Consider the following 22,475-nt stretch of genomic DNA (forward strand, 5'->3'; position numbering starts at 1 on the left):
GCTTTCCACCCTTGACCGGTTCCTGCCGGTCTGGATCGTCGCTGCCATGGCGGCAGGTCTGCTGCTGGGCCGCTTCATTCCTGGTATTGGAGCCGCCCTGGACTCCGTGAAGGTCGTGGACGTGTCCCTGCCCATCGCCGTCGGGCTCCTGGTGATGATGTATCCGGTGCTGGCGAAGGTCCGTTACAGCGAGACCGGCAAGGTGGTGGCTGACCGCAAACTCATGGTCACGTCCCTGATCCTGAACTGGGTGGCGGCGCCTGCCTTTATGTTTGCCCTCGCGTGGATCTTCCTTCCGGACCTGCCCGAATACCGCACCGGGCTGATCATTGTGGGGCTGGCCCGCTGCATCGCGATGGTGATGATCTGGAACGATCTTGCCTGCGGCGACCGTGAGGCCGCGGCGGTGCTGGTGGCCATCAACTCGGTGTTCCAGGTCCTTGCCTTCGGCGCGCTGGGCTGGTTCTACCTGCAGGTCCTGCCCGGCTGGCTGGGCCTGGAGACAACCAGCACGGACTTCTCCTTCTGGGCCATCACGCTCAGTGTGCTCATCTTCCTCGGCATTCCGCTCCTGGCCGGATTCCTCACCCGTACGTTCGGTGAACGGGCCCGGGGGCGCGCCTGGTATGAGGACCGGTTCCTGCCGAAGATCGGCCCGTGGGCACTCTACGGGCTGCTGTTCACGATCGTGGTGCTGTTCGCGATGCAGGGGGACGAGATTGCCGCGAACCCGCTCGACGTCGCACGCGTTGCCCTGCCGCTGCTGGTCTACTTCATCGTGGTGTTCGGTGCCGGCATGCTTCTCGGCCGGATTCTGAACATGGGCTATCCGCGCACCACCACGCTGGCCTTCACCGCGGCCGGAAACAACTTCGAACTCGCCATCGCCGTGGCGATCGGAACCTACGGCGCCGCCTCCGGCCAGGCGCTGGCCGGCGTCGTCGGCCCGCTGATCGAAGTTCCCGTCCTGGTAGCCCTTGTCTACGTCGCCCTGTGGGCGCAGAAGAAATTCTGGCCTGCTGCTGCTCCAGGACCCGCAGCTCCGGCAGAAGAGGCACGCCGATGACCTCCGCAGCCAAACCATCCGTCCTGTTCGTCTGTGTCCACAACGCCGGCCGGTCGCAGATGGCAGCCGCCTACCTCCGGGTCCTTGGCGAAGGGCGGATCGACGTCCGGTCTGCCGGATCCGAGCCCGCGGACCGGATCAACCCGGCCGCCGTTGCAGCGATGGCCGAAGACGGCATCGACATGTCCGCCGAGCTGCCGAAGGTCCTGACCACCGACGCGGTGCGGGAATCCGACGTCGTCATCACCATGGGCTGCGGGGACACCTGTCCGGTTTTCCCGGGAAAACGCTACGAAGACTGGAAACTCGACGATCCCGCGGGACAGGGCCTCGACGCCGTCCGCCCGATCCGCGACAGCATCCGGTCCCGCATCGAAGCCTTGGTTGCCGACCTGCTGGCCGGCGACTCATCCCAACCCACCCCTTTCGCCTAAGGAATCCAATGTCGCAGACCGACACCGCATTGTCCCAGCTTCCCGTCGCTGTCATCGGCTCCGGCCCGGTGGGGTTGGCTGCCGCCGCGCACCTGCTCGAACGCGGACTGAATCCCGTCATCTTCGAGGCTGGCAGTTCACCAGTCGCCGCCGTCAGCGCCTGGGGGCACGTCCGGCTGTTCTCACCGTGGCAGTACGACGTCGACGCCGCCGCCCGCCGCCTGCTGGAAGGCACCGGCTGGCAGGAACCGGACGCGCAGTCGCTGCCCACCGGAAACGAACTCGTGGAGCAGTACCTTCGCCCGCTTGCTGCCGTCCCTGCACTCAGGGCCGCCCTGCGGTTGAACAGTGAAGTCCTGGCCGTCACCCGTGACGGCCTGGACAAGACCCGAACCGGCGGACGGGAAAGTGCTCCGTTCCTCCTCCGGGTCCGGGAGGCATCCGGCAGTGTGGCTGATTACCGGGTCCGCGCAGTGATCGATGCCTCCGGTACCTGGAACACCCCAAACCCGCTCGGCCAGTCGGGACTTCCTGCCGCCGGCGAAGCAGAGGCCTACGCTGCCGGCGTCATCACGGGTTCGCTTCCGGACGTTCTGGGCCGTGAGCGTGACCGGTTTGCGGGCAGGCATGTCCTGGTTGTGGGCGCCGGACACTCTGCTGCCAATACGCTCCTTGCACTAGGGGAGCTGGCTGAACTGGAGCCGGGTACCCGGATCAGCTGGGCCATCCGCAGCAGCTCGCCCGCCGGGGTCTACGGTGGCGGCGACTTGGACGGCCTGCCCGCCCGCGGCGCTTTGGGAACCCGGCTGCGTGCCCTCGTCGAAGCGGGACGAATTGAACTGCACACTTCATTCCGGATCACCGGATTCAAGACGTCGGACAGCTTCACCGTTGTGGGAAGTACTCCGGCCGGGGAAATGCAGCTGAACGTAGACCTGCTGGTGCCCGCCACCGGCTTCCGTCCCAACCTGGACATGCTGCGTGAGGTCCGGCTGGACCTTGATCCGGCGGTGGAAGCCCCGCGACAGCTCGGGCCGCTCATCGACCCCGAGTTCCACAGCTGCGGCACCGTGGAGCCGCACGGCGCCAGGCTCCTCGCCCACCCTGAGAAAGACTTCTACATTGTCGGCATGAAGTCCTACGGCCGGGCGCCCACGTTCCTGATGGCCACCGGCTACGAGCAGGTCCGCTCCATTGCCGCAGCCTTGGCGGGAGACCGGGAAGCCGCGGACAAGGTAGAGCTCGTCCTGCCGGAAACCGGTGTCTGCTCTACTGACCTCGGCGGCAGCTGCTGTGATGCGCCTGCGGCTGAGGATGAAGCCGAATCATCCTGCTGCGGCCCGGCAGAGGATGCCGTCCCTGCCGCTGCCGTGGAGTCATCCTGCTGTGCCGCTCCGGAACCTGCCTTCCTGGGAATTCCCACAGGTCTCATCCACGGCCGCTCCGCCCGGGAGAGCTAGCTGAAGGCAGGGAGCTATGCGGTCCGGACCCACGTCTCACTGTTTGGCTCCTTGGACCATATCTGCCGCGAAGCCTCTGCTTCCCGGACGACGTCGGTCAGCCACAGTGTGCTGTTGGGATCCCACCCGGCGAGCACTGTGGCAGTGTCAGCGTCCACATCAAGCGCCCGGCCAGCCGTGTTCAGGTAGCCCATAGTCGTCAGATGTACTGCGTCCCATTCATTGGCAACCCGCTGCCAATCCGGGATCACCCAAGGGCCGTCCCGTCCGGTGGTGCGGAACCAGTCATGGCGGCGGGAAGCGGTGACGTCCAGGGGATAGCGCCGGCAGAGTGCACTCCAGTCAGTGGCGGTGCGGATTTCGAAAGTCCGGCCGACCGCGTAGACCGGAATGGTTGTTGCTTCCCGCCAGCCCATAGAGTCCTCCACAAGGTTCAGGGCGGCGGGGATGGCACCGGTTGTCCGGAGGAGGCCGAGGGGGAAAGACCACCAGTTGCCGGAGACGTTGGCATAAACACTGTCAGGGCGGTCCTGTGCGGCCTGCGCTTCGTCGGCGCGGATTTCTTCCGCCCACCTGTTCAGTACCTCCTGCGGATTCCGGGGCGGCGGTGCCGGATCCTCTGCGGAACGCCAGTCGATGGCCCATTGCCCTGCCTGATGCTCCTGCGACCATGTTTGCCCGGCATGGGTGGCAAGGACCTGCCCGGCGATCGGACGGAGCGCGTCGGCGATGGCTGGAATCCCGGCGAGCACATCCTCACCGTCAGGCTCCTGCCAGTAGCGTGCCGTACCGACAGCTCGTTCCAGGGCCCGCGCGACGTTCTCGTCCGTGTTGCTGGACGTATCGATCGATAGAAGTGTTGTTGCCAGGCCCTCCACGGACGGGTCCTCGCTGGGTGTACCGCCGTCTGAACTGGAGCTGGACAGGGCGAACATGACTGTGGAGGTTCCTTTGCCGGGGTCCAGGTCATACCCAAGATGGAAGACTGCGCTTCGAACGCCGGAATCAAGTTCCGTCGCGAGTTCAAGACACAGGCGCCGCCTGCGGGGACCCTCGAGCAGCAGGCCCGGCTCCGTTTTCATCCGCTCATCCTTGCATACCGCCGGCTCCACCGGGCCGCCAGATGCCCTCGATCGGGCTGCCCAGTCCGAGCCGAGGCAAACACCTCAGAGGCCCAAAGCGATAACCCCCGCATCCTCTGGGGAGATAACGGCCTTTAGGGACGTTTCGGCGCAACCTTCGGTGACGTAATGCTGGTTTGATTCGTTCAGAACAGCATTACCTCAACGAAGGTTGGGCGAGAATGACCCATAACAGCGCTATCTCCCCGAAGGTTCGTTGGGGGCGCGCAGGCACCAAGGCTTAGGGAACGCAAAAGCGCCGGACGGACCGGGTTAGGCGGCTTTAATACTCCGGCGAGCTCTGCGAGCGAAGGAGTTTCGTTGCCGCCGTTCCGGTCCGCCCGGCGCGGGCCAAGCGGGCCAAGCGTGCCAAGCGGGCAAAAGGGGTGAAGCGGGTGAAGAACTAGGCAGCAGCCACCGGAACAGCACCGGCGTTGAACAGCTTCCCGTTCACGCGGTCCGACGCGCCAACCCGGTCCAGGTACGGAGTGATTCCGCCCAGGTGCATCGGCCAGCCGGCACCGAGGATGACGCAGAGGTCAATGTCCTCCGGACCAGCCACCACGCCTTCATCCAGCATCAGGCCGATTTCCTCAGCCAGGGCGTCCTGCGTGCGGCGCAGCACTTCCTCGGAAGTGGACGGTGAGTCGCCGAACGTCAGCATGTCCAGGGTTTCCTGCGGCACGTACGGCTTGCCGTCCTCGTCCTTCTGCCACAGCGACTTGATGCCGGCATCGATCAGCTTCTGCGAGTTCTCCGATACGTAGAACCGGTCACCGAAGGCAGCGTGCAGGGATTCCTGCACGTGCTGTCCCACCGGCAGGCCTACCAGGGCCAGCAGGTTGAACGGGGTCATCGGCAGGCCCATGGGGCGCAGTGCGTTGTCCGCTGTGGCGGCATCGGTGCCCTCGTCGAACACCTTCGTGATTTCGCCGAACATACGCCCCAGGATGCGGTTGACCACAAACGCTGCCGCATCCTTCACCAGCACAGCGGTCTTCTTCAGCTGCTTCGCCAGGACAAACGCGGTGGCAAGCACAGCGTCGTCGGTCTTCGGGGCGCGCACGATCTCCAGCAGCGGCATCACGGCCACCGGGTTGAAGAAGTGGAAGCCCACAACGCGCTCGGGGTGCTGCAGGTCTGCTGCCATCTCGGTGACGGACAGGGAGGACGTGTTGGTGGCCAGGATGCACTCGGCGGAGACGACGGCCTCCACCTCGGCGAAGACCTGCTTCTTCACGGACATTTCCTCGAACACGGCCTCAATCACGAAGTCGGCATCCGAGAACGCTTCCTTGGATACGGATCCGGTGACCAGGGCCTTGGTGCGGTTCGCGGCGTCGGGGGAGATGCGTCCCTTGCCCAGCAGCTTGTCCACCTCGGCGTGGACGTAGCCCACGCCCTTGTCCACACGCTCCTGGTCGATGTCCGTCATGACCACCGGCACCTTGAGCTGCTTGGCGAACAGCAGGGCGAGCTGGCTGGCCATCAGGCCTGCGCCGACGACGCCGACCTTGGTCACCGGACGGGCCAGCTTCTTGTCCGGGGCTCCGGCGGGGCGCTTGCCCCGCTTCTGCACCAGATCCAGGAACGCGTAGACGGTGGACTGGAACTGCGGGGTCTGCATCAGTTCGGCCAGTGCGTCGCACTCCGCTTCGCGGGACTGCTCGCGGGTCCAGGTCTTGCCGGCTTCGAGCAGGTCCAGCACCTTGGCCGGTGCCGGGGCGGCGTTGGAGGTCCGTGCCTCCACGAAAGCGCGCCCGGCTGCAACGGCAGCGTCCCAGCGGTCCGCAACCTCGGAAGGCTCGACGGCGTTGGGGCGGCTCACGTTCTCAGTGCCGGTGATCACCCGGGAGGCCCAGGCGAGGGACTGCTCCAGGAAGTCGGCCGGTTCGAACAGTGCATCGGCGACACCGAGCTTGTAGGCAGCCGGACCGGAGAGCGTGCGGTTGTTGCTCAGCGGGTTCTCGATCATGACCTTCACGGCGTTCTCCGGTCCGATCAGGCGCGGCAGCAGGTACACGCCGCCCCAGCCCGGAACCAGGCCAATGAACGCCTCCGGCAGGGCCAGGGCCCCGGCACCGGTGGAGACCGTCCGGTAGTCGGACTGCAGAGCGATTTCCAGGCCGCCGCCGAGGGCAACACCGTTGATGAAGGCGAAGCTGGGAACGCCCAGGTTCCCGAGCTTGGCGTAGACGTCGTGGCCCAGGGCGGCCATAGCGACGCCGTCCTCGTACTCGCCGAGCGTCTTCACTGCGGACAGGTCTGCGCCGGCCACCAGGTAGTGCGGCTTGCCGGTGACGCCGACGCCGACGATTTCGCCCTTTGCCGCGCGTTCCTTGAGGGTGTCCAGCACGCCGCCGAGTTCCAGCAGTGTGTTCGGGCCCAGCGTGGTGGGACGGGAGTGGTCGACGTCGTTGTCCAGCGTGATGAGTGCGAAGGTGCCGGCCCCGCCTGGCAGCTCCACATCGGAGACGTAGGAGTGGGTGACAACCTCGTTGGGGAACAACCCGGCGAGGCGCTTGAAATCAGTGGCAGTCATTTACTTCGAAGCCTCCGTGGACTCGGTGTTGTACTCGGGGTGGTTGGGGTTCTCCCAGATGACGGTGGCGCCCATGCCCAGGCCAATGCACATGGTGGTCATGCCGTAGCGCACCGAGGGGTCTTCCTCGAACTGGCGGGCCAGCTGGGTCATCAGGCGCACGCCGGAGGACGCCAGCGGGTGCCCGACTGCGATTGCACCGCCGTAGCGGTTCACCCGGGGATCGTCGTCGGCAATACCGAAGTGGTCCAGGAAGGAGAGCACCTGGACAGCGAAGGCCTCATTGATTTCGAACAGGCCGATGTCCTCGATGGAGAGGCCGGTCTGCTTCAGCGCCTTCTCGGTGGCCGGTACCGGGCCAATGCCCATCACCTCCGGCTCGACGCCGGCGAAGGCGTAGCCGACCATGCGCATCTTGACCGGCAGTCCGAGTTCCTCGGCGGCGTCGGCGGATGCGAGGAGAGCGGTGGTGGCGCCGTCGTTCAGGCCGGAGGCGTTGCCTGCGGTGACGCGGCCGTGCGGGCGGAAGGGGGTGCGCAGGGTAGCCAGGTCCTCGACCGTGGTTCCCGGGCGGGGACCTTCGTCAACCGTGCTGAGGGTCCAGCCGGCACCGGCCTTTTTGGTGGCAACGGGAACCAGGTCCGGCTGGATCTGGTTCCCGGCGTAGGCCTTGGCGAGCTTTTCCTGGCTGGCGGCGGCGTACGCGTCGGTGCGTTCCTTGGTGATGTTCGGGAAACGGTCGTGCAGGTTCTCTGCCGTGTTGCCCATGTTCAGGGCAGCCGGATCCACGAGGCGCTCGGTGACAAAGCGCGGGTTGGGATCTGCATCGAAGCCCATCGGGTGGTGGCCCATGTGTTCCACGCCGCCGGCGATGACGACGTCGTACGCGCCGAAGCCGATGCCGGAGGCAGTGGTGGTCACCGCGGTCATGGCGCCGGCGCACATGCGGTCGATTGCGAAGCCGGGAACCGTGCGGGGGAGCCCGGCCAGCAGGGCAGCCGTACGGCCGATGGTCAGCCCCTGGTCTCCGGTCTGGGTAGTGGCTGCGATGGCTACCTCGTCCACACGCTCGGGCGGCAGTGAAGGGTTGCGGCGCAGGAGTTCGCGGATGCACTTGACCACCAGGTCATCGGCACGGGTGTCGGCGTACATGCCCTTCTCGCCGGCGCGTCCGAAAGGCGTGCGGACGCCGTCGACGAAAACTACGTCCCTGATCTGCCGTGCTCGGCTCTGTGGGCTCACGTACTGCTCCTCTTTGAGATGTGGATTAGCTCACGCTCAATGTTACTAGCGAGTAACTTAAGCTGCAAGGGTTGCCGCCGCGTGGCGCACGCCGCCTCCAGCCCAGCAAATTCCGGCAGATACGGCAAGACCCGGAACCCCGCGAGTCGCGGATTCCGGGTCTTGTGACCGGACGGAGGAGCTAGACGCTGGTGGCGTCCTGAACTTCGCCGACCAATTCCTCGATGATGTCCTCCAGGAAGAGCACACCGGTGGTGTTGCCCTCGGAGTCAAACACGCGGGCAACGTGCGCTCCGGTCCGCCGCATGGTATCCAGGGCGTCCTCAAGCTCGCTGCCGCGGAACGCGGAGGCGAGGCGGCGGATCCGCTTGGCCGGAACCGGAGCATTGAACTTCTCCGCAGTATTCAGGTCCATGACGTCCTTCAGGTGAAGGTAGCCGGTCAGCCCGCCGTCCGCATCGGCCAGAATGTACCGGGAGTAGCCGTGGCTGCCCACCGCCGCCTGGATGTCCGCCGGCGTCGGTTCGGCCGGAACCAGCACCATTTCAGCCAGGGGCACCTCAACATCCGCAACCGTCTTCGAGGTGAACTCGAAGGCGTTGGTCAGGGCGCCGGTCGCGTCGTCCAGTACGCCCTCACGGGTGGACTGCTCCACGATGTTGGCCACTTCATCCAGCGTGTAGGTGCTGGTTGCCTCGTCCTTCGGCTCCACCTTGAACAGGCGAAGCACGCCGTTGGCGATCGAGTTCAGGCTCCAGATGACCGGCTTGAAGACCTTGGACACCAGCACCAGCGGCGGAGCAAGAAGCAGCGCAGCCCGGGTAGGCACCGAGAAGGAGATGTTCTTGGGGATCATCTCGCCGACCACCACGTGCAGGAACGTCACCAGCAGCAGCGCCACGATGAACGCTGTGATGCTGATGGCCTCCGGCGTCAGCGGTGTGTTCGCCAGCGGGATTTCAAGCAGGTGGTGGATGGCCGGTTCGGAGACGTTCAGGATCAGCAGCGAGCAGACGGTAATGCCGAGCTGGCTGGTGGCCAGCATCAGGGTGGCGTGTTCCATCGCCCACAGCGTGGTCTTGGCGGCCTTGCTGCCCTGGGCAGCCTTGGGTTCAATCTGGGAACGCCGGGCGGAAATGACAGCGAATTCGGCACCCACGAAAAAGGCGTTGACGGCCAGAAGCACGAACAGCCAGATGATGCCGGGCAGATACTCACTCATGGATGGCTTCCTTCGTCAGGGTGTCGACCAGGCGGTCGTGCGCACTGCGCGGGGATTCGGATCCGGGGTTGGGGGTGAAGCGCAGGCGCTCAACGTGCGTTCCTACAACGCGCTCTACGCGCAGGACGCCGTCGTCGACCTCCACTTCATCGCCCAGCTCCGGCATCCGGTCCAGGCTGTGCGTGACAAAGCCGGCCAGCGTTTCGTAGTCCTCGCCTTCCGGCACGGTGATCCCCGCGCGGTCCAGGAGTTCGTCCGGACGCAGCGAGGCATCGAAGGTAACCGAGCGTCCGGTGCGGACGACGCCGACGCGTGCGCGGTCGTGTTCATCCTCCAGCTCGCCGACAATCTCCTCCACGAGGTCTTCCAAGGTGACGACGCCGGCGGTGCCGCCGTGTTCGTCCGTCACCACGGCGATCTGCAGTCCCTGGCTGCGCAGGATGCCCAGCAGGGAATCCACACCCATGGATTCGGGAACCCGCAGCGGCGGGACCATCACGTCTGCCGCCGTTGTGCTGCCCCGTGCCTGAAGCGGCAGGGCAAAGGCCTGCTTGACGTGGAGCACACCCAGGATGTCATCCGAGTCCCGGCCAAGAACGGGGAAACGGGAATAACCCGTGGAGACGGCAATGGCGATGATGTCCTCAGCCGTGTCCGTTGCCTGGACGCCGACCATCCGCACGCGCGGGGTCATAACGTCCTCAGCCGTGTGGTCCGAAAAGCGCAGTGTGCGGTGCAGCAGCTCGGCGTGGTCCTGGTCCAGCACACCTTCAAGGGCCGAACGGCGTACCAGGAAGCTCAGTTCCTCGGCGCTGCGCGCCCCGGAAAGCTCTTCCTTGGGTTCGATGCCGAAGGAACGGATCACCTTGTTGGCAGTGTTGTTGCAGAGCAGGATGACCGGCTTGAAGACGGTGGTGAACAGCGCCTGGAACGGAACGACCACCTTGGCCGTCGCCTTGGGCAGCGCCAGGGCAAAGTTCTTGGGCACCAGTTCACCGATGATCATGGAGAGCAGGGTGGCAATGACAACGGCGACTACCGTGCCCGTTGCGCCAACAACGGCTTCGGGAACGCCCACCGAGGTCAGCGGGCCGCGAAGCAGGGAACTGATGGCCGGTTCAAAGGTGTAACCGGAGAGCAGGGTGGTGAGGGTAATGCCCAGCTGGGCACCCGAAAGGTGGGTCGAGGTGATCTTCAGGGCCTTGATCGTGGGACCCAGACGCTTCTCTCCGGCGGCCTGGCGGGCCTCCAGATCACTGCGGTCCAGGTTGACCAGGGCAAATTCGGAGGCGACGAAGAGGCCGGTACCGACAGTCAGCAGCAAGCCGACGCCGATCATGAGCCATTCATACCAGTCGTTCAATTGGGGTGCCCCCCTAGATCCAAATCATCTGGAACACAGGAGGGCAATGGTTTATGAGAGGGATCGTCCATAGTAGGAATGAGCTTACGGAACTTTCCTAGGAAAATCCTGAAAACGCCTAGCCAGAGGCCAGCGGCGGATAAACCCGATCTTCCCTCCGTCACAAAACGGCTCCCGGCGGTGTCTTAACTGCGGGTGGAACAACACACCCTGATCAGTTGCAGGAGGAACATCCCATGGAAACCAACGCAGTAATCCTGGGCGCCGGGTATGCCGGCGTGATGGCCGCGAACCGGCTGGCAGGACAAGGAGTGAATGTCCGTTTGGTCAGCCCGGATTCCCGCTTTACGCAGCGGATCAGGCTGCATGAATACACTGCCGGGACCAGGACGGATCCGACCGTGGCGTTCAGCACCCTGCTGCACCCCGGCGTGGATCTGGTTGAGGCAGCAGCCGAAGAAATTGACGCAGCTGCACGCCGGGTGCATCTGGGGTCAAGCCCACCGCTGGACTATGACTGGCTGGTTTACGCCGTAGGCAGCGCCAACGCAGGCGCCCCGGCCGGGGCAATCGCCCCGGACCGCCTAAACGGTGCGCAGGCGGCCCGTCAGGCGCTGCAGTCCCTGGCGCCCGGCGAACCCGTTGCAGTGGTGGGCGGGGGCCTCACCGCCGTGGAGGTGGCCGCGGAAACTGCCCATGCCTATCCGCGGAACCCGGTGACACTTCACGCCGCCGGGGCCCTGGTTCCGCACTTCTCCGCCGCCGCCCGGACGCGCCTGCTGCGCAGCCTTGCCCGGGCCGGAGTCACGGTGAAGACCGGGCAGGTTGATCCGGAGGAACTGCCCGACGCCGCTGCCGTCCTGTGGTGTGCCGGGTTCGGTGTCCCCGGGCTGGCGGCGCACAGCGGACTGCCCGTTGATGCGGGCGGCCGCCTGGCGGTCGATTCGCGGCTGCGGGTGCGCGGCCAGGACAGGATCTTCGGCGCCGGCGACGCCGCGGTGATTACCGATCCCGGCTACGGCTACCTTCCGCAGACCTGTGCCACCGCCATGCCCATGGGGGCTGAGGCGGCGTCGAACATCCTCCGCGCCCTGGCGGGAGAGGCGCTGCCGGCCCATGACAGCGGTTTCCAGGCACAATGCGTCTCCCTGGGCAGGGCGGACGGCGCCCTGCAATTCCTCCATCCCGGCTACACACCGCGCAGGGTCCACCTGCACGGGAGGACCGCTGCGGTGCTAAAAGAAGTAGTGTGCCGCATGACACTTCGGTGGATCCGCGGCGAAGCGAAGCGGAGCGGAGCGTACACATGGCCGGCCGGACCCCGGATGACCGAAACAACCTCAGCCCTGCAGGCCGCCTGAACGCAGAGCGTGAGCAGGAGTTCCTGGCCCACCGCCGGATGGTCTTCACCATCGCCTACGACGTCACCGGATCAGTGGCCGACGCCGAGGACGTGGTCCAGGAAACGTATCTGCGCTACGCCGCGGTTGCCCAGGCTCCGGTGCATCCGCGGGCGTACCTGGCCCGGGCGGCCTCCCGGCAGGCGCTCAACGCCGTCCGGTCCGCGGAACGGCGCAGGGAGGATTATCAGGGGGAGTGGGGGGGGGGGGGCCCCCCCCCCCCCCGCCATGATCCTGAGGCCGCTGCGCTCGCCGAGGCTGAGGTGTCCACTGCCATGCTGGTGCTTCTCCAGCAGCTGAGCGGGCCTGAACGTGTGGCACTGGTGCTGCGGGACGTCTTCGGTTTTGGATATCCGGAGGTGGCCGCCGTACTCGATGCCTCAGCAGCCGCCGTTCGGCAAATGGTCCACCGGGCCCGGGAAAGGGTGCGGACCGGTGCTCCCCGGACCCTGCCGGACAAGGCCGAGCACCGTGCCGCCGTCGAGCGTTTCCTGGAGGCGGCGCTGACCGGGCAGACCCAGGCACTGCTGGACGTGCTGGCTCCTAACGTTGTGCTGCACTCCGACGGCGGCGGAAAGGTAAGCGCAGCCCGCCGGCCGGTCTACGGGCCGGAAAAGGTTGCTGCCCTGCTCCTTGGGCTGGCTTCCAAGTTTGGTGCCGGTGCGGCGCCGGAGTTCATCGAGCTGAACGGGCTGCCCGCCGTAGCCTTCCGGGAGGAGGGAACAGTGACAACCGTCTTCCAGCTGGAACGGGAGGACGGGCTGATCACCGGGGTCTATGCCATGCGGAACCCGGACAAACTCGACCGGGTGCAGTAGTTGGCTAGTCCTTTTCGGTTTCCTTTTCCGGCAGGGGATCAGGATCCAGGAACGCGACGGTAAGCACCGCGGCGGTCTGCTGGATCTGCCACTCGCGTGCACCAAGCCCGCGCAGTGCAGCCGTGATCGTATCCAGGTCGATCACCGCCGGCGGACGCCAGGCCAGCCGGCGCAGGTGATCGGGGGTCAGCAGGTTCTCCACCGGCATGTTCAGTCGGTCCGCCAATGCGGCGAGGCGCGGTTTGGCGGTGTGCAGGCGGGCAGCGGCTGCCGGGTCATTCCTGGCCCAGACCCGCGGCGGCGGCGGGGAATTGGTGGGAATGTGAAGCGGCGGGAGGTCTTTGGTTTCCCGGGCGGCGGCAATGCAGCGCAGCCACCTGGGGGCCTCTTTGTGGGCGGCCCGGCCGTGGAATCCCGGTGTGGACAGAAGCTGCGGCACAGTGGAGGGCATCGCCCTGGCCGCGGCAACAATGGCAGCATCCGGGATCAGCCGTCCCGGCGCGGTGTCACGGCGCTCGGCCAGCTGCTCGCGTTCCTGCCACAGCTCGCGGACCGCTGCCAGCTGCCGGCGGTCACGCAGCTGGTGCATGCCGGAGGTGCGGCGCCAGGGATCGGTGCGCGGCGGCGCCGGATCAGCGGTGCGGATGGCCTCGAACTCTTCCTCAGCGAAGGCCAGCTTGCCGTCTGCCTCGAGGATCTTGATCAGTTCCTCACGCAGCTCCGCCAGGACCTCCACGTCCAGTGCGGCGTAGCGCAGCCAGGGCTCGGGAAGCGGCCGGGTGGACCAATCGGCTGCCGAATGCTCCTTGGCCAGGCTGAAGCCCAGCAGGTTCTCGATCACGGCGGCCAGTCCCACGCGCGGCCGGCCGGCCAGCCGCGCTGCCAGTTCCGTGTCGAAGAGCTTGTCCGGCCACATGCCCAGCTCGGATAGGCAGGGCAGATCCTGGGTGGAGGCGTGCAGGATCCATTCGACGCCGGAGAGGGCTTCGTTGATAATGCTCAGGTCGCGCAGCGGTTCAGGGTCGATCAGCCAGGTGCCGGCGCCTTCACGGCGGATTTGGACCAGGAAGGCACGCTGGCCGTAGCGGAAGCCTGAGGCGCGTTCGGCGTCGACTCCTGCGGGACCGGTGCCGGCGGCAAGGGCCTTTGCGGCACGTTCCAGCCCGCTGAAGGTGTCGATTACAAGCGGTACGCCTTCGCGCGGCGCATCAAGGACTGGAAGGGGCGCGGCAGCGGGTTCGTCTGCGGACAGCTCGGAAGCGGGGTTGCCGGAAGTTTGCGCGGTCATAAGAACTTCAGTCTATCGAGAACTCGCAGATGTCCTGTCCGCCCTAGTTCAGCCGCCGCCGGGGAAGCGGGGACACGCCGTCGGGAAGCGGCGGCAAACCGGCGAACGTGCACACCATGTCCGACCAGGCTTCAAGATGTGCCTGCACGTCGGCACCGGCCGGGGTCCAGGAAGCACGCAGCTCAATGTCGATCGCGTCGCTGCGCTCAGAGAGGGTGCCGTAGCTCTCGGACAGGATGCGGGTGGCGGTGCCGCCGGCGGAGGAATACTGTGCGCCGTGTTCCTGCAGGGCATCCACCAGCCAGGTCCACGCAACGGAGCCGAGCATCTGGTCGTTGCCCATGTCAGGTTCCAGCTCAGCACGGATGTACGTGACGATCCGGAAAGTGCCGTTCCAGACGTCGCTGCCGTCCGGGTCGTGCAGCAGGATGAAGCGGCCGGTGGCCAGTTCCCGGCTTTCCGGCAGGACCGGGCCCACGGGTCCGTGGAAGGTTCCGTTGACCGGCTGCGGACCCGATGCCGTCACGTCGGCCGCCAGTGAAACGGCAAACGGGGCCAGCCGTGTAGGGGCCGGAATCTCTTCCAGCCGCAGTTCGGGCCGGCACTTTGCCCGGCGCAGCGCCCCCAGGGCTGTCAGGAAATCAGGGGGCACCTGTGACAGGTCACCAATCGCACTCACCCTCGAAGGTTACGGGCGCTCCTGCCCGCAGGATGCGCAGGCTCGCCGGTGTGTCCTATTCGTTACGTGGCTACAGCTTACGCAGGAGCACACCGGCACCGACAGTGCGGGGGTTTAGCGGACGGCTGAAACCTCTTCGGCAATCGCCGCTGCAAACGCGTCCACATCAGCTTCAGTGGTGTCGAAGGTGCACATCCAGCGCACTTCACCGGTGGCCTGGTCCCAGTCGTAGAAGCGGAACTTGTCCCGCAGCTTGTCTGCGACGCCGGCGGGCAGCGTGGCGAACACGGCATTGGACTGGGTGGGCTGGGTGAGGGTGATGCCGTCGATCTTTTCCACTGCGGCGCGCAGCCGTGCAGCCATGGCGTTGGCCGTGGAGGCAGAGCGCTCCCAGAGGTCCGTGCCGTAGAGGGCAATGAACTGCGCGGAGACAAAACGCATCTTGGAGGCCAGCTGCATGTTCATCTTGCGCAGGTAGTCCAGGCCGGGTGCGGCGTCCGGGTCAAGCGCCACGATGCACTCGCCGTACATCATGCCGTTCTTCGTTCCGCCGAGGCTGAGGATGTCCACGCCGGCGTCGGCGGTGATGGCCCGCAGCGGTACGCCCAGGGCGGCGGCGGCGTTGCCCAGCCGGGCGCCGTCCATGTGCAGCTTCATGCCGCGGGCGTGGATGTGGTCGGCAATGGCCCTGATTTCATCAACGGTGTACAGCGTTCCAAGCTCGGTGGACTGGGTGATGGAGACGGCCAGCGGCTGGGCGCGGTGCTCATCGCCCCAGCCCCAGGCTTCGCGGTCAATCAGTTCAGGAGTGAGCTTGCCGTCCGGGGTGGGAACGGTGAGCAGCTTCATCCCGCCCACGCGTTCCGGTGCGCCGTTCTCATCCACGTTGATGTGGGCGGTGGAGGCGCAGATGACCGCGCCCCAGCGGGGCAGCAGTGACTGCAGGCTGATGACGTTGGCTCCGGTGCCGTTGAACACGGGGAAAGCGCGCATCCGGTTCCCGAAGTGGTCGGTGAAGACCTCGCGCAGTTTGGCGGTGTAGACGTCTTCGCCGTAGGCCACCTGGTGGCCTAGGTTCGCAGCCGCGAGTGCGTCCAGGATTTCCGGGTGAACGCCGGAGTAGTTGTCCGAGGCAAAGGCTCGCAGGGCAGGATCGTGCAGGGAGGCAGTATCAGTCACGGGTGTCAGTATTCCTCAAGGTGGGTCATTGGTGAAAATGGGTCAGGTGCGGGGCACCAGGCTGATCCGCTTTCCGTTGATCTGTGCGGCGTCGGTGGTGAAGAGCCGCACAGAGGCTGCGGCGAGGTCGTCGACGCCTGTGTAGCCGGGGAACTTCCGCTCCGGCGCTGCCTCGCGCATTGCATCGTTCACCAGCGCCTTCACGACGAAGACGGCGGCGGCTGCCTGGGTGCCGCGGAACTCGGCTGCGATGGCCTGCACCCACGCTTCGGCAGCGGCTTTGGCCGCGGCGTATCCGGCGTTGCCGCTGGTGGGGGATTCAACTGCTGTGGAGGACACGATGGCCAGGCGGCCGCGCGGGGACGCGGACAGCTGTCCAATGAAGCTTCGGCTCACGTTGCGCAGGGTTCTCAGGATGTTCTGCTGCAGGAAATCCCAGTCCTCATCGCTCTGGTCTGCCAGGGTTCCGCCGCCGCGCCAGCCGCCCACAAGGTGGATCAGCCCGTCCACACCGCCTTCGTCCTGCAGGTCCCGGGCGAGCCCGTCGACGTCGCCCTGCCGGCTCAAATCGCACGTGCGGAGTTCAACACCGGAGACGTCCTCCAGTGCCTCGGCCAGGCGCCCGGCACTTGAACCGACGGCAACTACCTTCGCGCCGGCGGCGGCCAGGGCTTTGCAGACAGCTGTTCCGGAAGCTGAGGACGCTCCGGCCACCAGGACTCTCAGCCCCGTCAGTGTGGTGGTGTCCTCTGCTCCGGCTGTGCTCATGACGTGCTGCTCCCCGTGATTCCGGCGGTGGATTCGATGACCGGCGCCATCTTCTTCGACAGCGCCTCATAGAACATTGACAGCGGGAATTCGTCGTCGAGCACCTGGTCCGTCAGTGCCCGGGGCGGTCCCTCAAGCGGCAGTGCATCCGGGCCCTTGGCCCAGCGGGAAGCCGGGTGGGGTGTCAGCGTGCCTGACACCAGAGTGTACGCAGCGAGCCAGTGGGCTGTCTTCGGGCGGTCGATGGAACGCCAGTACAGGTCTTCGATTTCCTCACCGAGCTTGACGACGACGGCGGGGGCCTCGTCCCAGTCGATGCTGAGTTTGCCGTCGGTCCAGTGCAGCACGCGGTGCTGGTGCATCCAGGCGAAGAGCAGCTGCCCGCCGAGGCCGTCGTAGTTGCGCACCCGGGAGCCGGTGATGGCGAAGCGGAAGATCCGGTCGAAGATCACCGCGTACTGCACCAGCTGGGCGGTGCTGCGGGCCTTGGGGTCGGCGTCGTCGTCCTTCTGGATCTTCACCGACTCGCGGAAGGCGGTGAGGTCGCAGCGCAGTTCTTCCAGCGAGTACAGGAAGTAGGGCATGCGCTGCTTGATCATGAACGGATCGAAGGGCAGGTCTCCGCGCATGTGGGTGCGGTCGTGGATCAGGTCCCACATCACGAAGGTTTCTTCGGTGAGTTCCTGGTTATCAAGCATGTCCGCCGCGCCGTCGGGAAGCTCCAGGGAAGTGATCTCCGCAGCGGCCCGGAGCACTCGGCGGAACCGTGCCGCCTCGCGGTCGGCGAAAATAGCGCCCCACGTGAACGTCGGTGTTTCGCGAACGGCGACGGTTTCCGGGAACAGGACAGCGGAGTTCGTGTCGTAGCCGGGAGTGAAGTCCCGGAAGCGGATCGGCACAAAGAGCTTGTTGGAGTATTCGCCGGCTTCGAGCTCGGCGATGAAGTCCGGCCAGATTACTTCGACGAGCACGGCTTCGAGCAGACGGGACCGGGAGCCGTTCTGCGTGTACATCGGGAATACCACCAGGTGCAGGAGCCCGTCGGTGCGGTTCAGCTGCGGCTGGAAGGCCATGAGTGAATCGAGGAAATCCGGAACTTCCAGGCCAGCTTCGAGCCACCGGTCCAGGTCACGGACCACAAGCTCCAGGTACTGCGCGTCATGGGGAAAGGCCGGAGCCAGTTCGGAGACAGCTTCGCGTACGGTGTGCAGCAGCTCGGCGGCAGCGCCCTTGTGTTCCTGCGGCACTGAACCGTCCTGCTCCTGGAACTGTGCGAACTCGGTCGCCGCGCCCTTCAGCCGCAGCCAGGCGGCTGATTCCTCGGGGGCAGCAAGCAGTTCCGCGGGGGAGGAGAAAGCAGTGGATGACATAGCAGAGACCTTCCGGTTGCACTAACTCCCTGGCCGGGAAGAGGTGATGGCCCCAGCGTAGCCACAAATCAAGCAAACTTAGTCTCAAAGCGGAATGAGATTAGCAATGCTTATGCTTTCTGCCGCGGGCCGCGGGGTTTGGCCCCGCGCCCCTTCGGGTAGCTCCCGGCCGCCCAGGGTGCACCGGCGTAAAACGGCGACCATGCCCTGGCCGCTCCGGACACCTGGTAGTAAATGTTGGCCACAACGAGCAGAGCCGCCGTAGTTGCCGTGGTCAGCGCCGTCGTAAGGCCCGGAACAGCGTCCACCGGAAGGTTCCAGGCCATGACGAACCGGAGCGCGGCGTCGGCACACAGGCCAAGGCCCCACAGGATGCTGGTGACCCGCCAGATCCTCCGGAAGCGCGGCAGCTGCAGCCAGAGCCTTTCCCACTGTGCCGGCCAGCCCAACCGGCCTTCGAGTATGGGCCGGGTCATGACATAGGTCAGAGGCTTGCGTGTGGCAGCGCTGATAAGGAACCACAGCCCGGAGACCCCAATGACCAGCGCGCCCCGTGCCAGCAGGAAGCGTTCGTCGCCCGGTATCAGTGAGACCAGGGTGCTTAGCACCATCAGGGTCAGGGCATACAGGCCGAACGGGGAAACCTTCCGGGACTGCAGCAGGTCCACCAATGATCCGGCGACGGAGACGGCGGTCCCGGCCAGCAGTGCCGCGTAGGCGCTGACGCCGGCCGCGCGGAGCCCGTAGAACAGTGCGACGGGAAGGAGAAACTCAATAGCTGCTCGCAGGATCCGGGCTGGTTTGCTGCGGTTTGCGTTGATGCTGCCCATAGCTGCCTCCCGGCATGGAAGTTCCCTTAGTGCTGCTGTGAAGCGGTGTCCGGCGTGCCCGCGCGGGTAGCGAGTTCGAACAGCACGGCGAGCTCGCGTCCATAGGCGGCACAGTCCGTCCCGGGCGCCCGTTCAAGTACAAACGGCAGTCCGTCGATGCTGCGCTGGACGGCGTGCGCCATCACCGCCGGGTCGAAGGAACGGAACTCGCCGGCCTCCTGTCCGCTCCGGAGGATTCCTTCGAGCGGAGCGGCGGCTTCGGCGTCGTCAGCGGTTGTGTAGTCAAGTGCCCCGGCGAGCACTATTCGGGTCAGCGCGGTCATTGCCTCGCGGTTGAGGTCGATGAAACCGACCGTCGCCGTGATGTAGGCATGCAGGGCGCCTGCAGCAGTCCGCTCGGCATGGACCGCTGCTCCGGTCCACTCTCCGATCCGGCCGATCACCTGCGCGGCACAGGCACTGATGAGTTCAGCCTTGCCGGCGAAGTGATAGGAGATCAGCCGGGTGCTGGAGAGCTGCGCGCGCTCCGCTATGCGGGCAAAGGAGGCGCGGTCAAAGCCGGATTCGGCGATGACCGCAAGTGTGGCGTCGATGATCTGCGCGCGCCGTGCGGTTCCGGTGAAGGACGGCTGCTTTACCTGCATGGGTAAAAACTACGCCGTGCAGGTAAAGGTCAACAGGTCCTGCCGAAACTTGTCCGGACCCTATCCGTTCCTAGTAGCCGCGGCTGTTCGGGGACTCGGTGCCGATGACGGCCAGCGGAACCTCCGGATGGTTCTTCTCCACCCGGCGCAGTGCCCAGATGTCGTTGAACACGGCTACATGTGCGCCGTCGGTGCGCAGCAGGACCTCGGCGCCGTGAACATTGCTGAGGATCTCCGCCGCCGAAGCGTCGGTGAGCCGGGCCATGGAGTAGGAGAGCTGCTCCATGCGCATCGGGGCGTTGAAGTCCTGGTTCATCCGGTCCTCCACCACCTCGAACTGCATGGGGCCGACGGCGGCAAGCACGGGGGCCTGGTCTCCGCGGCGGTCCGAGCGCAGTACCTGGATGATGCCCTCGTGCTCGAGCTGGTCGATGCCGCGGCGGAACTGCTTGTACCGGCTGGGGTCCTGGGAACGGGCCACCCGGAAGTGTTCGGGGCTGAAGAACGGGATCGGCGGGTACTGGACCGGCTCCTCCACGTAGAGGCTGTCGCCGACGCGCAGGGCCGAAGCGTTGACCAGCCCGACGACGTCGCCCGGGTACGCCTGGTCGATCACCTCGCGCTCGCGGCCGAACAGGTGCTGGGCGTACTTGGTGGCAAAGGTCTTGCCGGTATTGGAGTGCGTGACAACCATGCCGCGTTCAAAGATGCCCGAGCAGACGCGGATGAAGGCCACGTGGTCGCGGTGCGCCTTGTTCATGCCGGCCTGGACCTTGAACACAAAACCGGAGAACGGAGCGTCCACCGGCCGCTGCCCGCCGTCGTTGTCCACGCGCGGGGAAGCGGAGGGCGCCAGGTCCACCAGCGTGTCCAGGATTTGCTTGACGCCGAAGTTGAGGGCTGCCGAGGAGAAGAGGATCGGGGTGGCTTTTGCGTCCAGGAAGGCCTGGCGGTCAAATTCACGCCCGTCGATCACCAGTTCCGCTTCGCCCAGAGACTCGTCCCAGACATCGCCCTCAGCTGCGGCGGCGTCCTGGGAGCTGAAGTGTTCTTCCAGTGCCAGGGACGCGCCGGAGTTCTGCCGGGTGAAGCGGACGTATTCGTCCTTGGTCCGGTCCCACACGCCGCGGAAGTCTCCGGCGATGCCCACGGCCCAGGTCAGCGGCATGGGTGCCAGTCCGGTGCGTTCGGTGATTTCATCCATCAGTGCCAGCGGGTCCAGGCCGGGGCGGTCCCACTTGTTGATCACGGTAATGATGGGCAGGTTCCGGGACCGGCAGACTTCGAAGAGCTTCATGGTCTGGGTTTCAAGGCCCTTGGCTGCGTCCACCAGCATCACGGCGCAGTCGACGGCGGCGAGGACACGGTAGGTGTCCTCGGAGAAGTCGGCGTGGCCGGGGGTGTCCAGCAGGTTGATGACGGTGTCCCGGTACGCGAACTGCAGTGCGGTGGAGCTGATGGAGATACCGCGGTCCTTCTCCATCTGCATCCAGTCAGACACCGTCTCGCGGCGGTTGTCCTTGCCGTTGGTCGCCCCTGCGGTACCGATGACACGGGCGTGCAGGGCCAGCGCTTCGGTCAGCGTGGACTTGCCGGCATCCGGGTGGGAGATGACTGCGAAGGTGCGCCGGCGGGCGGCTTCCTTCACGATTTCCCGGGAGGCGGTGGCGCTGACGGTGGTGGAAACCTGTTGGGACACTCCGCTGCTTTCAGACTTGGGTGTGAGGGTGGGGCTGCAGGTGCATGGCAGCCGGTTCGCTGCGAACACAGCGTTTTCATTCTACCCGGAGCCCGCAGGGAGCCCGGACGGGCAGTGTTTTGGCTTAGTGTGGTGCAGGACACAGGCGGATCAAGGTGCAGGGGACGGGCCATGGCTGAAGCATTCATTATCGACGCGCTGCGTACTCCGGTGGGACGGCGCGGCGGCGGACTGAGCGCCGTGCATCCGGCAGACCTGGCGGCGGCCGTTATCGGCGAAACGGTCCGGCGAACCGGCATCGGGTCTGATGAGTTCGACGAGGTGATCCTGGGCGCCATTGACCAGGTTGGCCCGCAGGCCATGGACATAGCCCGCACGGCGTGGCTCGCAGCGGGACTCTCCGAGCGGGTTCCGGGAACCACCGTTGAGCGCCAGTGCGGCTCCGGGCAGCAGGCGATCTCCTATGCCGCGCAGGCGGTGATGAGCGGAACCGCGGATCTGGTGATCGCCGGAGGGGTGCAGAGCATGTCCTCTGTGCCGCTGTCCTACGCCAACACCGCTGCGCGGGAATTGGGGTTCGAGAACCCGTTTGACGGATCGGCCGGCTGGGAGGCCCGGTACGGAACCCAGCCGATCTCACAGTTCATCGGTGCGGAAATGATGGTGGACCGCTGGGGGCTGAGCCGCGCGGAGATGGAGGACTTCGCCGTCGGCTCCCATGAACGGGCGCTCGCAGCCCAGGCCGAGGGACGCTTTGACCGCGAAATCCTGCCGCTGGCCGGACTCGCTGCCGACGAAGGGCCCCGCGTTCCGAACCGGGCGAAGATTGAGTCCCTGGCGCCGCTGAGCGAGGGCGGGAAGCTCACCGCCTCGACGTCGTCGCAGATTTCCGACGCCGCTGCCGTCCTGCTGCTGGCATCCGAGGACGCCGTCCGCCGGTACGGCCTGGTACCCCGGGCACGGATCCACCACATTTCGGCGCGCGGGGACGACCCGGTTATGATGCTCAGTGCCCCCATCGAAGCGACCCGGCACGCGCTTAAGCGCACCGGGATGTCCCTGGACCAGATGGACCTGGTGGAGATCAACGAGGCTTTCGCGTCCGTGGTCCTGGCCTGGCAGCGTGAGCTTGAGGCGGACATGTCCCGGGTCAACGTCAACGGCGGCGGCATCTCGCTGGGCCATCCCATCGGCGCCACCGGTGCCCGCCTGATGACCACTTTGCTGCACGAGCTAGAACGCACCGGCGGCCGGTTCGGCCTGCAGACCATGTGTGAGGGCGGCGGCCAGGCCAACGTCACAATCATCGAGCGGCTCGGCTGAACGCTGCAGCTTTCCCTAGACTCCGGA

The 22,475-nt window shown here is 66.0% G+C and carries 19 protein-coding genes; 6 read left to right on the top strand and 13 right to left on the bottom strand.

Annotation, left to right across the window (positions count from 1 at the left end):
• The first annotated feature begins 46 nt into the window (after nucleotides 1–46).
• The 3 genes from arsB to TVC13_RS00330 are packed head-to-tail and all read left to right on the top strand — an operon-like array spanning nucleotide 47 to nucleotide 2,960.
• Nucleotides 47–1,066, top strand: coding sequence for an ACR3 family arsenite efflux transporter (gene arsB, locus TVC13_RS00320; protein WP_422399388.1), 1,020 nt, complete (start codon nucleotides 47–49; stop codon nucleotides 1,064–1,066).
• Entirely contained in the window at nucleotides 1,063–1,500 is a 438-nt protein-coding gene (locus TVC13_RS00325; protein WP_422399257.1) for an arsenate reductase ArsC, read from the top strand. Before arsB ends, TVC13_RS00325 begins: the two co-directional genes overlap by 4 nt.
• 8 nt (nucleotides 1,501–1,508) lie before the next feature.
• The gene (locus TVC13_RS00330; RefSeq protein ID WP_422399258.1) at nucleotides 1,509–2,960 is read left to right on the top strand and encodes an FAD-dependent oxidoreductase; all 1,452 of its coding nucleotides are present in this window, start codon (nucleotides 1,509–1,511) and stop codon (nucleotides 2,958–2,960) included.
• 14 nt (nucleotides 2,961–2,974) lie between these two features.
• On the opposite strand, the gene TVC13_RS00335 is transcribed toward TVC13_RS00330, so the two are convergent.
• The 5 genes from TVC13_RS00335 to TVC13_RS00355 all read right to left on the bottom strand — a co-directional run bounded on the left by TVC13_RS00335 (nucleotide 2,975) and on the right by TVC13_RS00355 (nucleotide 10,426).
• The gene (locus TVC13_RS00335; protein WP_422399259.1) at nucleotides 2,975–4,042 is read right to left on the bottom strand and encodes a hypothetical protein; all 1,068 of its coding nucleotides are present in this window, start codon (nucleotides 4,040–4,042) and stop codon (nucleotides 2,975–2,977) included.
• Between the two features lie 442 nt (nucleotides 4,043–4,484).
• On the bottom strand, nucleotides 4,485–6,623 hold the full coding sequence (locus tag TVC13_RS00340) for a 3-hydroxyacyl-CoA dehydrogenase NAD-binding domain-containing protein (RefSeq protein WP_422399260.1): 2,139 nt from the start codon (nucleotides 6,621–6,623) through the stop codon (nucleotides 4,485–4,487).
• On the bottom strand, nucleotides 6,624–7,865 hold the full coding sequence (locus TVC13_RS00345; RefSeq protein ID WP_422399261.1) for a thiolase family protein: 1,242 nt from the start codon (nucleotides 7,863–7,865) through the stop codon (nucleotides 6,624–6,626).
• A 181-nt stretch (nucleotides 7,866–8,046) separates the two neighbouring features.
• Nucleotides 8,047–9,087: a hemolysin family protein gene (locus TVC13_RS00350; RefSeq protein WP_422399262.1), complete on the bottom strand. Its 1,041-nt coding sequence runs from the start codon at nucleotides 9,085–9,087 to the stop codon at nucleotides 8,047–8,049.
• Nucleotides 9,080–10,426: a hemolysin family protein gene (locus TVC13_RS00355; RefSeq protein WP_422399389.1), complete on the bottom strand. Its 1,347-nt coding sequence runs from the start codon at nucleotides 10,424–10,426 to the stop codon at nucleotides 9,080–9,082. Before TVC13_RS00355 ends, TVC13_RS00350 begins: the two co-directional genes overlap by 8 nt.
• Before the next feature lie 260 nt (nucleotides 10,427–10,686).
• On the opposite strand from TVC13_RS00355, the gene TVC13_RS00360 reads away from it, so the two are divergent.
• Nucleotides 10,687–11,811: an NAD(P)/FAD-dependent oxidoreductase gene (locus TVC13_RS00360; RefSeq protein ID WP_422399263.1), complete on the top strand. Its 1,125-nt coding sequence runs from the start codon at nucleotides 10,687–10,689 to the stop codon at nucleotides 11,809–11,811.
• Complete coding sequence (gene sigJ / locus TVC13_RS00365; RefSeq protein WP_422399264.1) at nucleotides 11,757–12,668, top strand: RNA polymerase sigma factor SigJ; 912 nt, start codon at nucleotides 11,757–11,759, stop codon at nucleotides 12,666–12,668. Before TVC13_RS00360 ends, sigJ begins: the two co-directional genes overlap by 55 nt.
• A gap of 4 nt (nucleotides 12,669–12,672) precedes the next feature.
• Here the strand turns inward: sigJ and TVC13_RS00370 are convergent, their stop codons facing one another.
• The 8 genes from TVC13_RS00370 to TVC13_RS00405 all read right to left on the bottom strand — a co-directional run bounded on the left by TVC13_RS00370 (nucleotide 12,673) and on the right by TVC13_RS00405 (nucleotide 21,125).
• Nucleotides 12,673–13,956, bottom strand: coding sequence for an HRDC domain-containing protein (locus TVC13_RS00370; RefSeq protein ID WP_422399265.1), 1,284 nt, complete (start codon nucleotides 13,954–13,956; stop codon nucleotides 12,673–12,675).
• A 43-nt stretch (nucleotides 13,957–13,999) separates the two neighbouring features.
• Entirely contained in the window at nucleotides 14,000–14,626 is a 627-nt protein-coding gene (locus TVC13_RS00375) for a DUF3000 domain-containing protein (protein WP_422399390.1), read from the bottom strand.
• A 123-nt stretch (nucleotides 14,627–14,749) separates the two neighbouring features.
• Nucleotides 14,750–15,814: a threonine aldolase family protein gene (locus tag TVC13_RS00380; protein ID WP_422399266.1), complete on the bottom strand. Its 1,065-nt coding sequence runs from the start codon at nucleotides 15,812–15,814 to the stop codon at nucleotides 14,750–14,752.
• Nucleotides 15,815–15,856: 42 nt separating this feature from the next.
• Nucleotides 15,857–16,582: an SDR family NAD(P)-dependent oxidoreductase gene (locus tag TVC13_RS00385; protein ID WP_422399267.1), complete on the bottom strand. Its 726-nt coding sequence runs from the start codon at nucleotides 16,580–16,582 to the stop codon at nucleotides 15,857–15,859.
• Complete coding sequence (locus tag TVC13_RS00390) at nucleotides 16,579–17,952, bottom strand: DUF6421 family protein (protein ID WP_422399268.1); 1,374 nt, start codon at nucleotides 17,950–17,952, stop codon at nucleotides 16,579–16,581. The genes TVC13_RS00385 and TVC13_RS00390 overlap by 4 nt, the downstream gene beginning before the upstream one ends.
• 110 nt (nucleotides 17,953–18,062) lie before the next feature.
• Nucleotides 18,063–18,782 (bottom strand): VC0807 family protein, encoded by a 720-nt coding sequence (locus tag TVC13_RS00395; protein ID WP_422399269.1) that lies wholly within the window; start codon nucleotides 18,780–18,782, stop codon nucleotides 18,063–18,065.
• Between the two features lie 26 nt (nucleotides 18,783–18,808).
• Nucleotides 18,809–19,426, bottom strand: coding sequence for a TetR/AcrR family transcriptional regulator (locus TVC13_RS00400; protein WP_422399270.1), 618 nt, complete (start codon nucleotides 19,424–19,426; stop codon nucleotides 18,809–18,811).
• A gap of 70 nt (nucleotides 19,427–19,496) precedes the next feature.
• Nucleotides 19,497–21,125 carry a peptide chain release factor 3 gene (locus TVC13_RS00405; RefSeq protein ID WP_422399271.1) on the bottom strand — a complete coding sequence of 543 codons (1,629 nt, stop codon included), beginning with the start codon at nucleotides 21,123–21,125 and terminating at the stop codon, nucleotides 19,497–19,499.
• Nucleotides 21,126–21,296: 171 nt separating this feature from the next.
• On the opposite strand from TVC13_RS00405, the gene TVC13_RS00410 reads away from it, so the two are divergent.
• Entirely contained in the window at nucleotides 21,297–22,448 is a 1,152-nt protein-coding gene (locus TVC13_RS00410) for an acetyl-CoA C-acetyltransferase (protein WP_422399272.1), read from the top strand.
• The last annotated feature ends 27 nt before the right edge of the window (nucleotides 22,449–22,475 follow it).

Origin of the sequence: Arthrobacter sp. 3Tela_A, from assembly GCF_049311025.1 — a bacterium.
Taxonomy (GTDB): Bacteria; Actinomycetota; Actinomycetes; order Actinomycetales; family Micrococcaceae; genus Arthrobacter_B.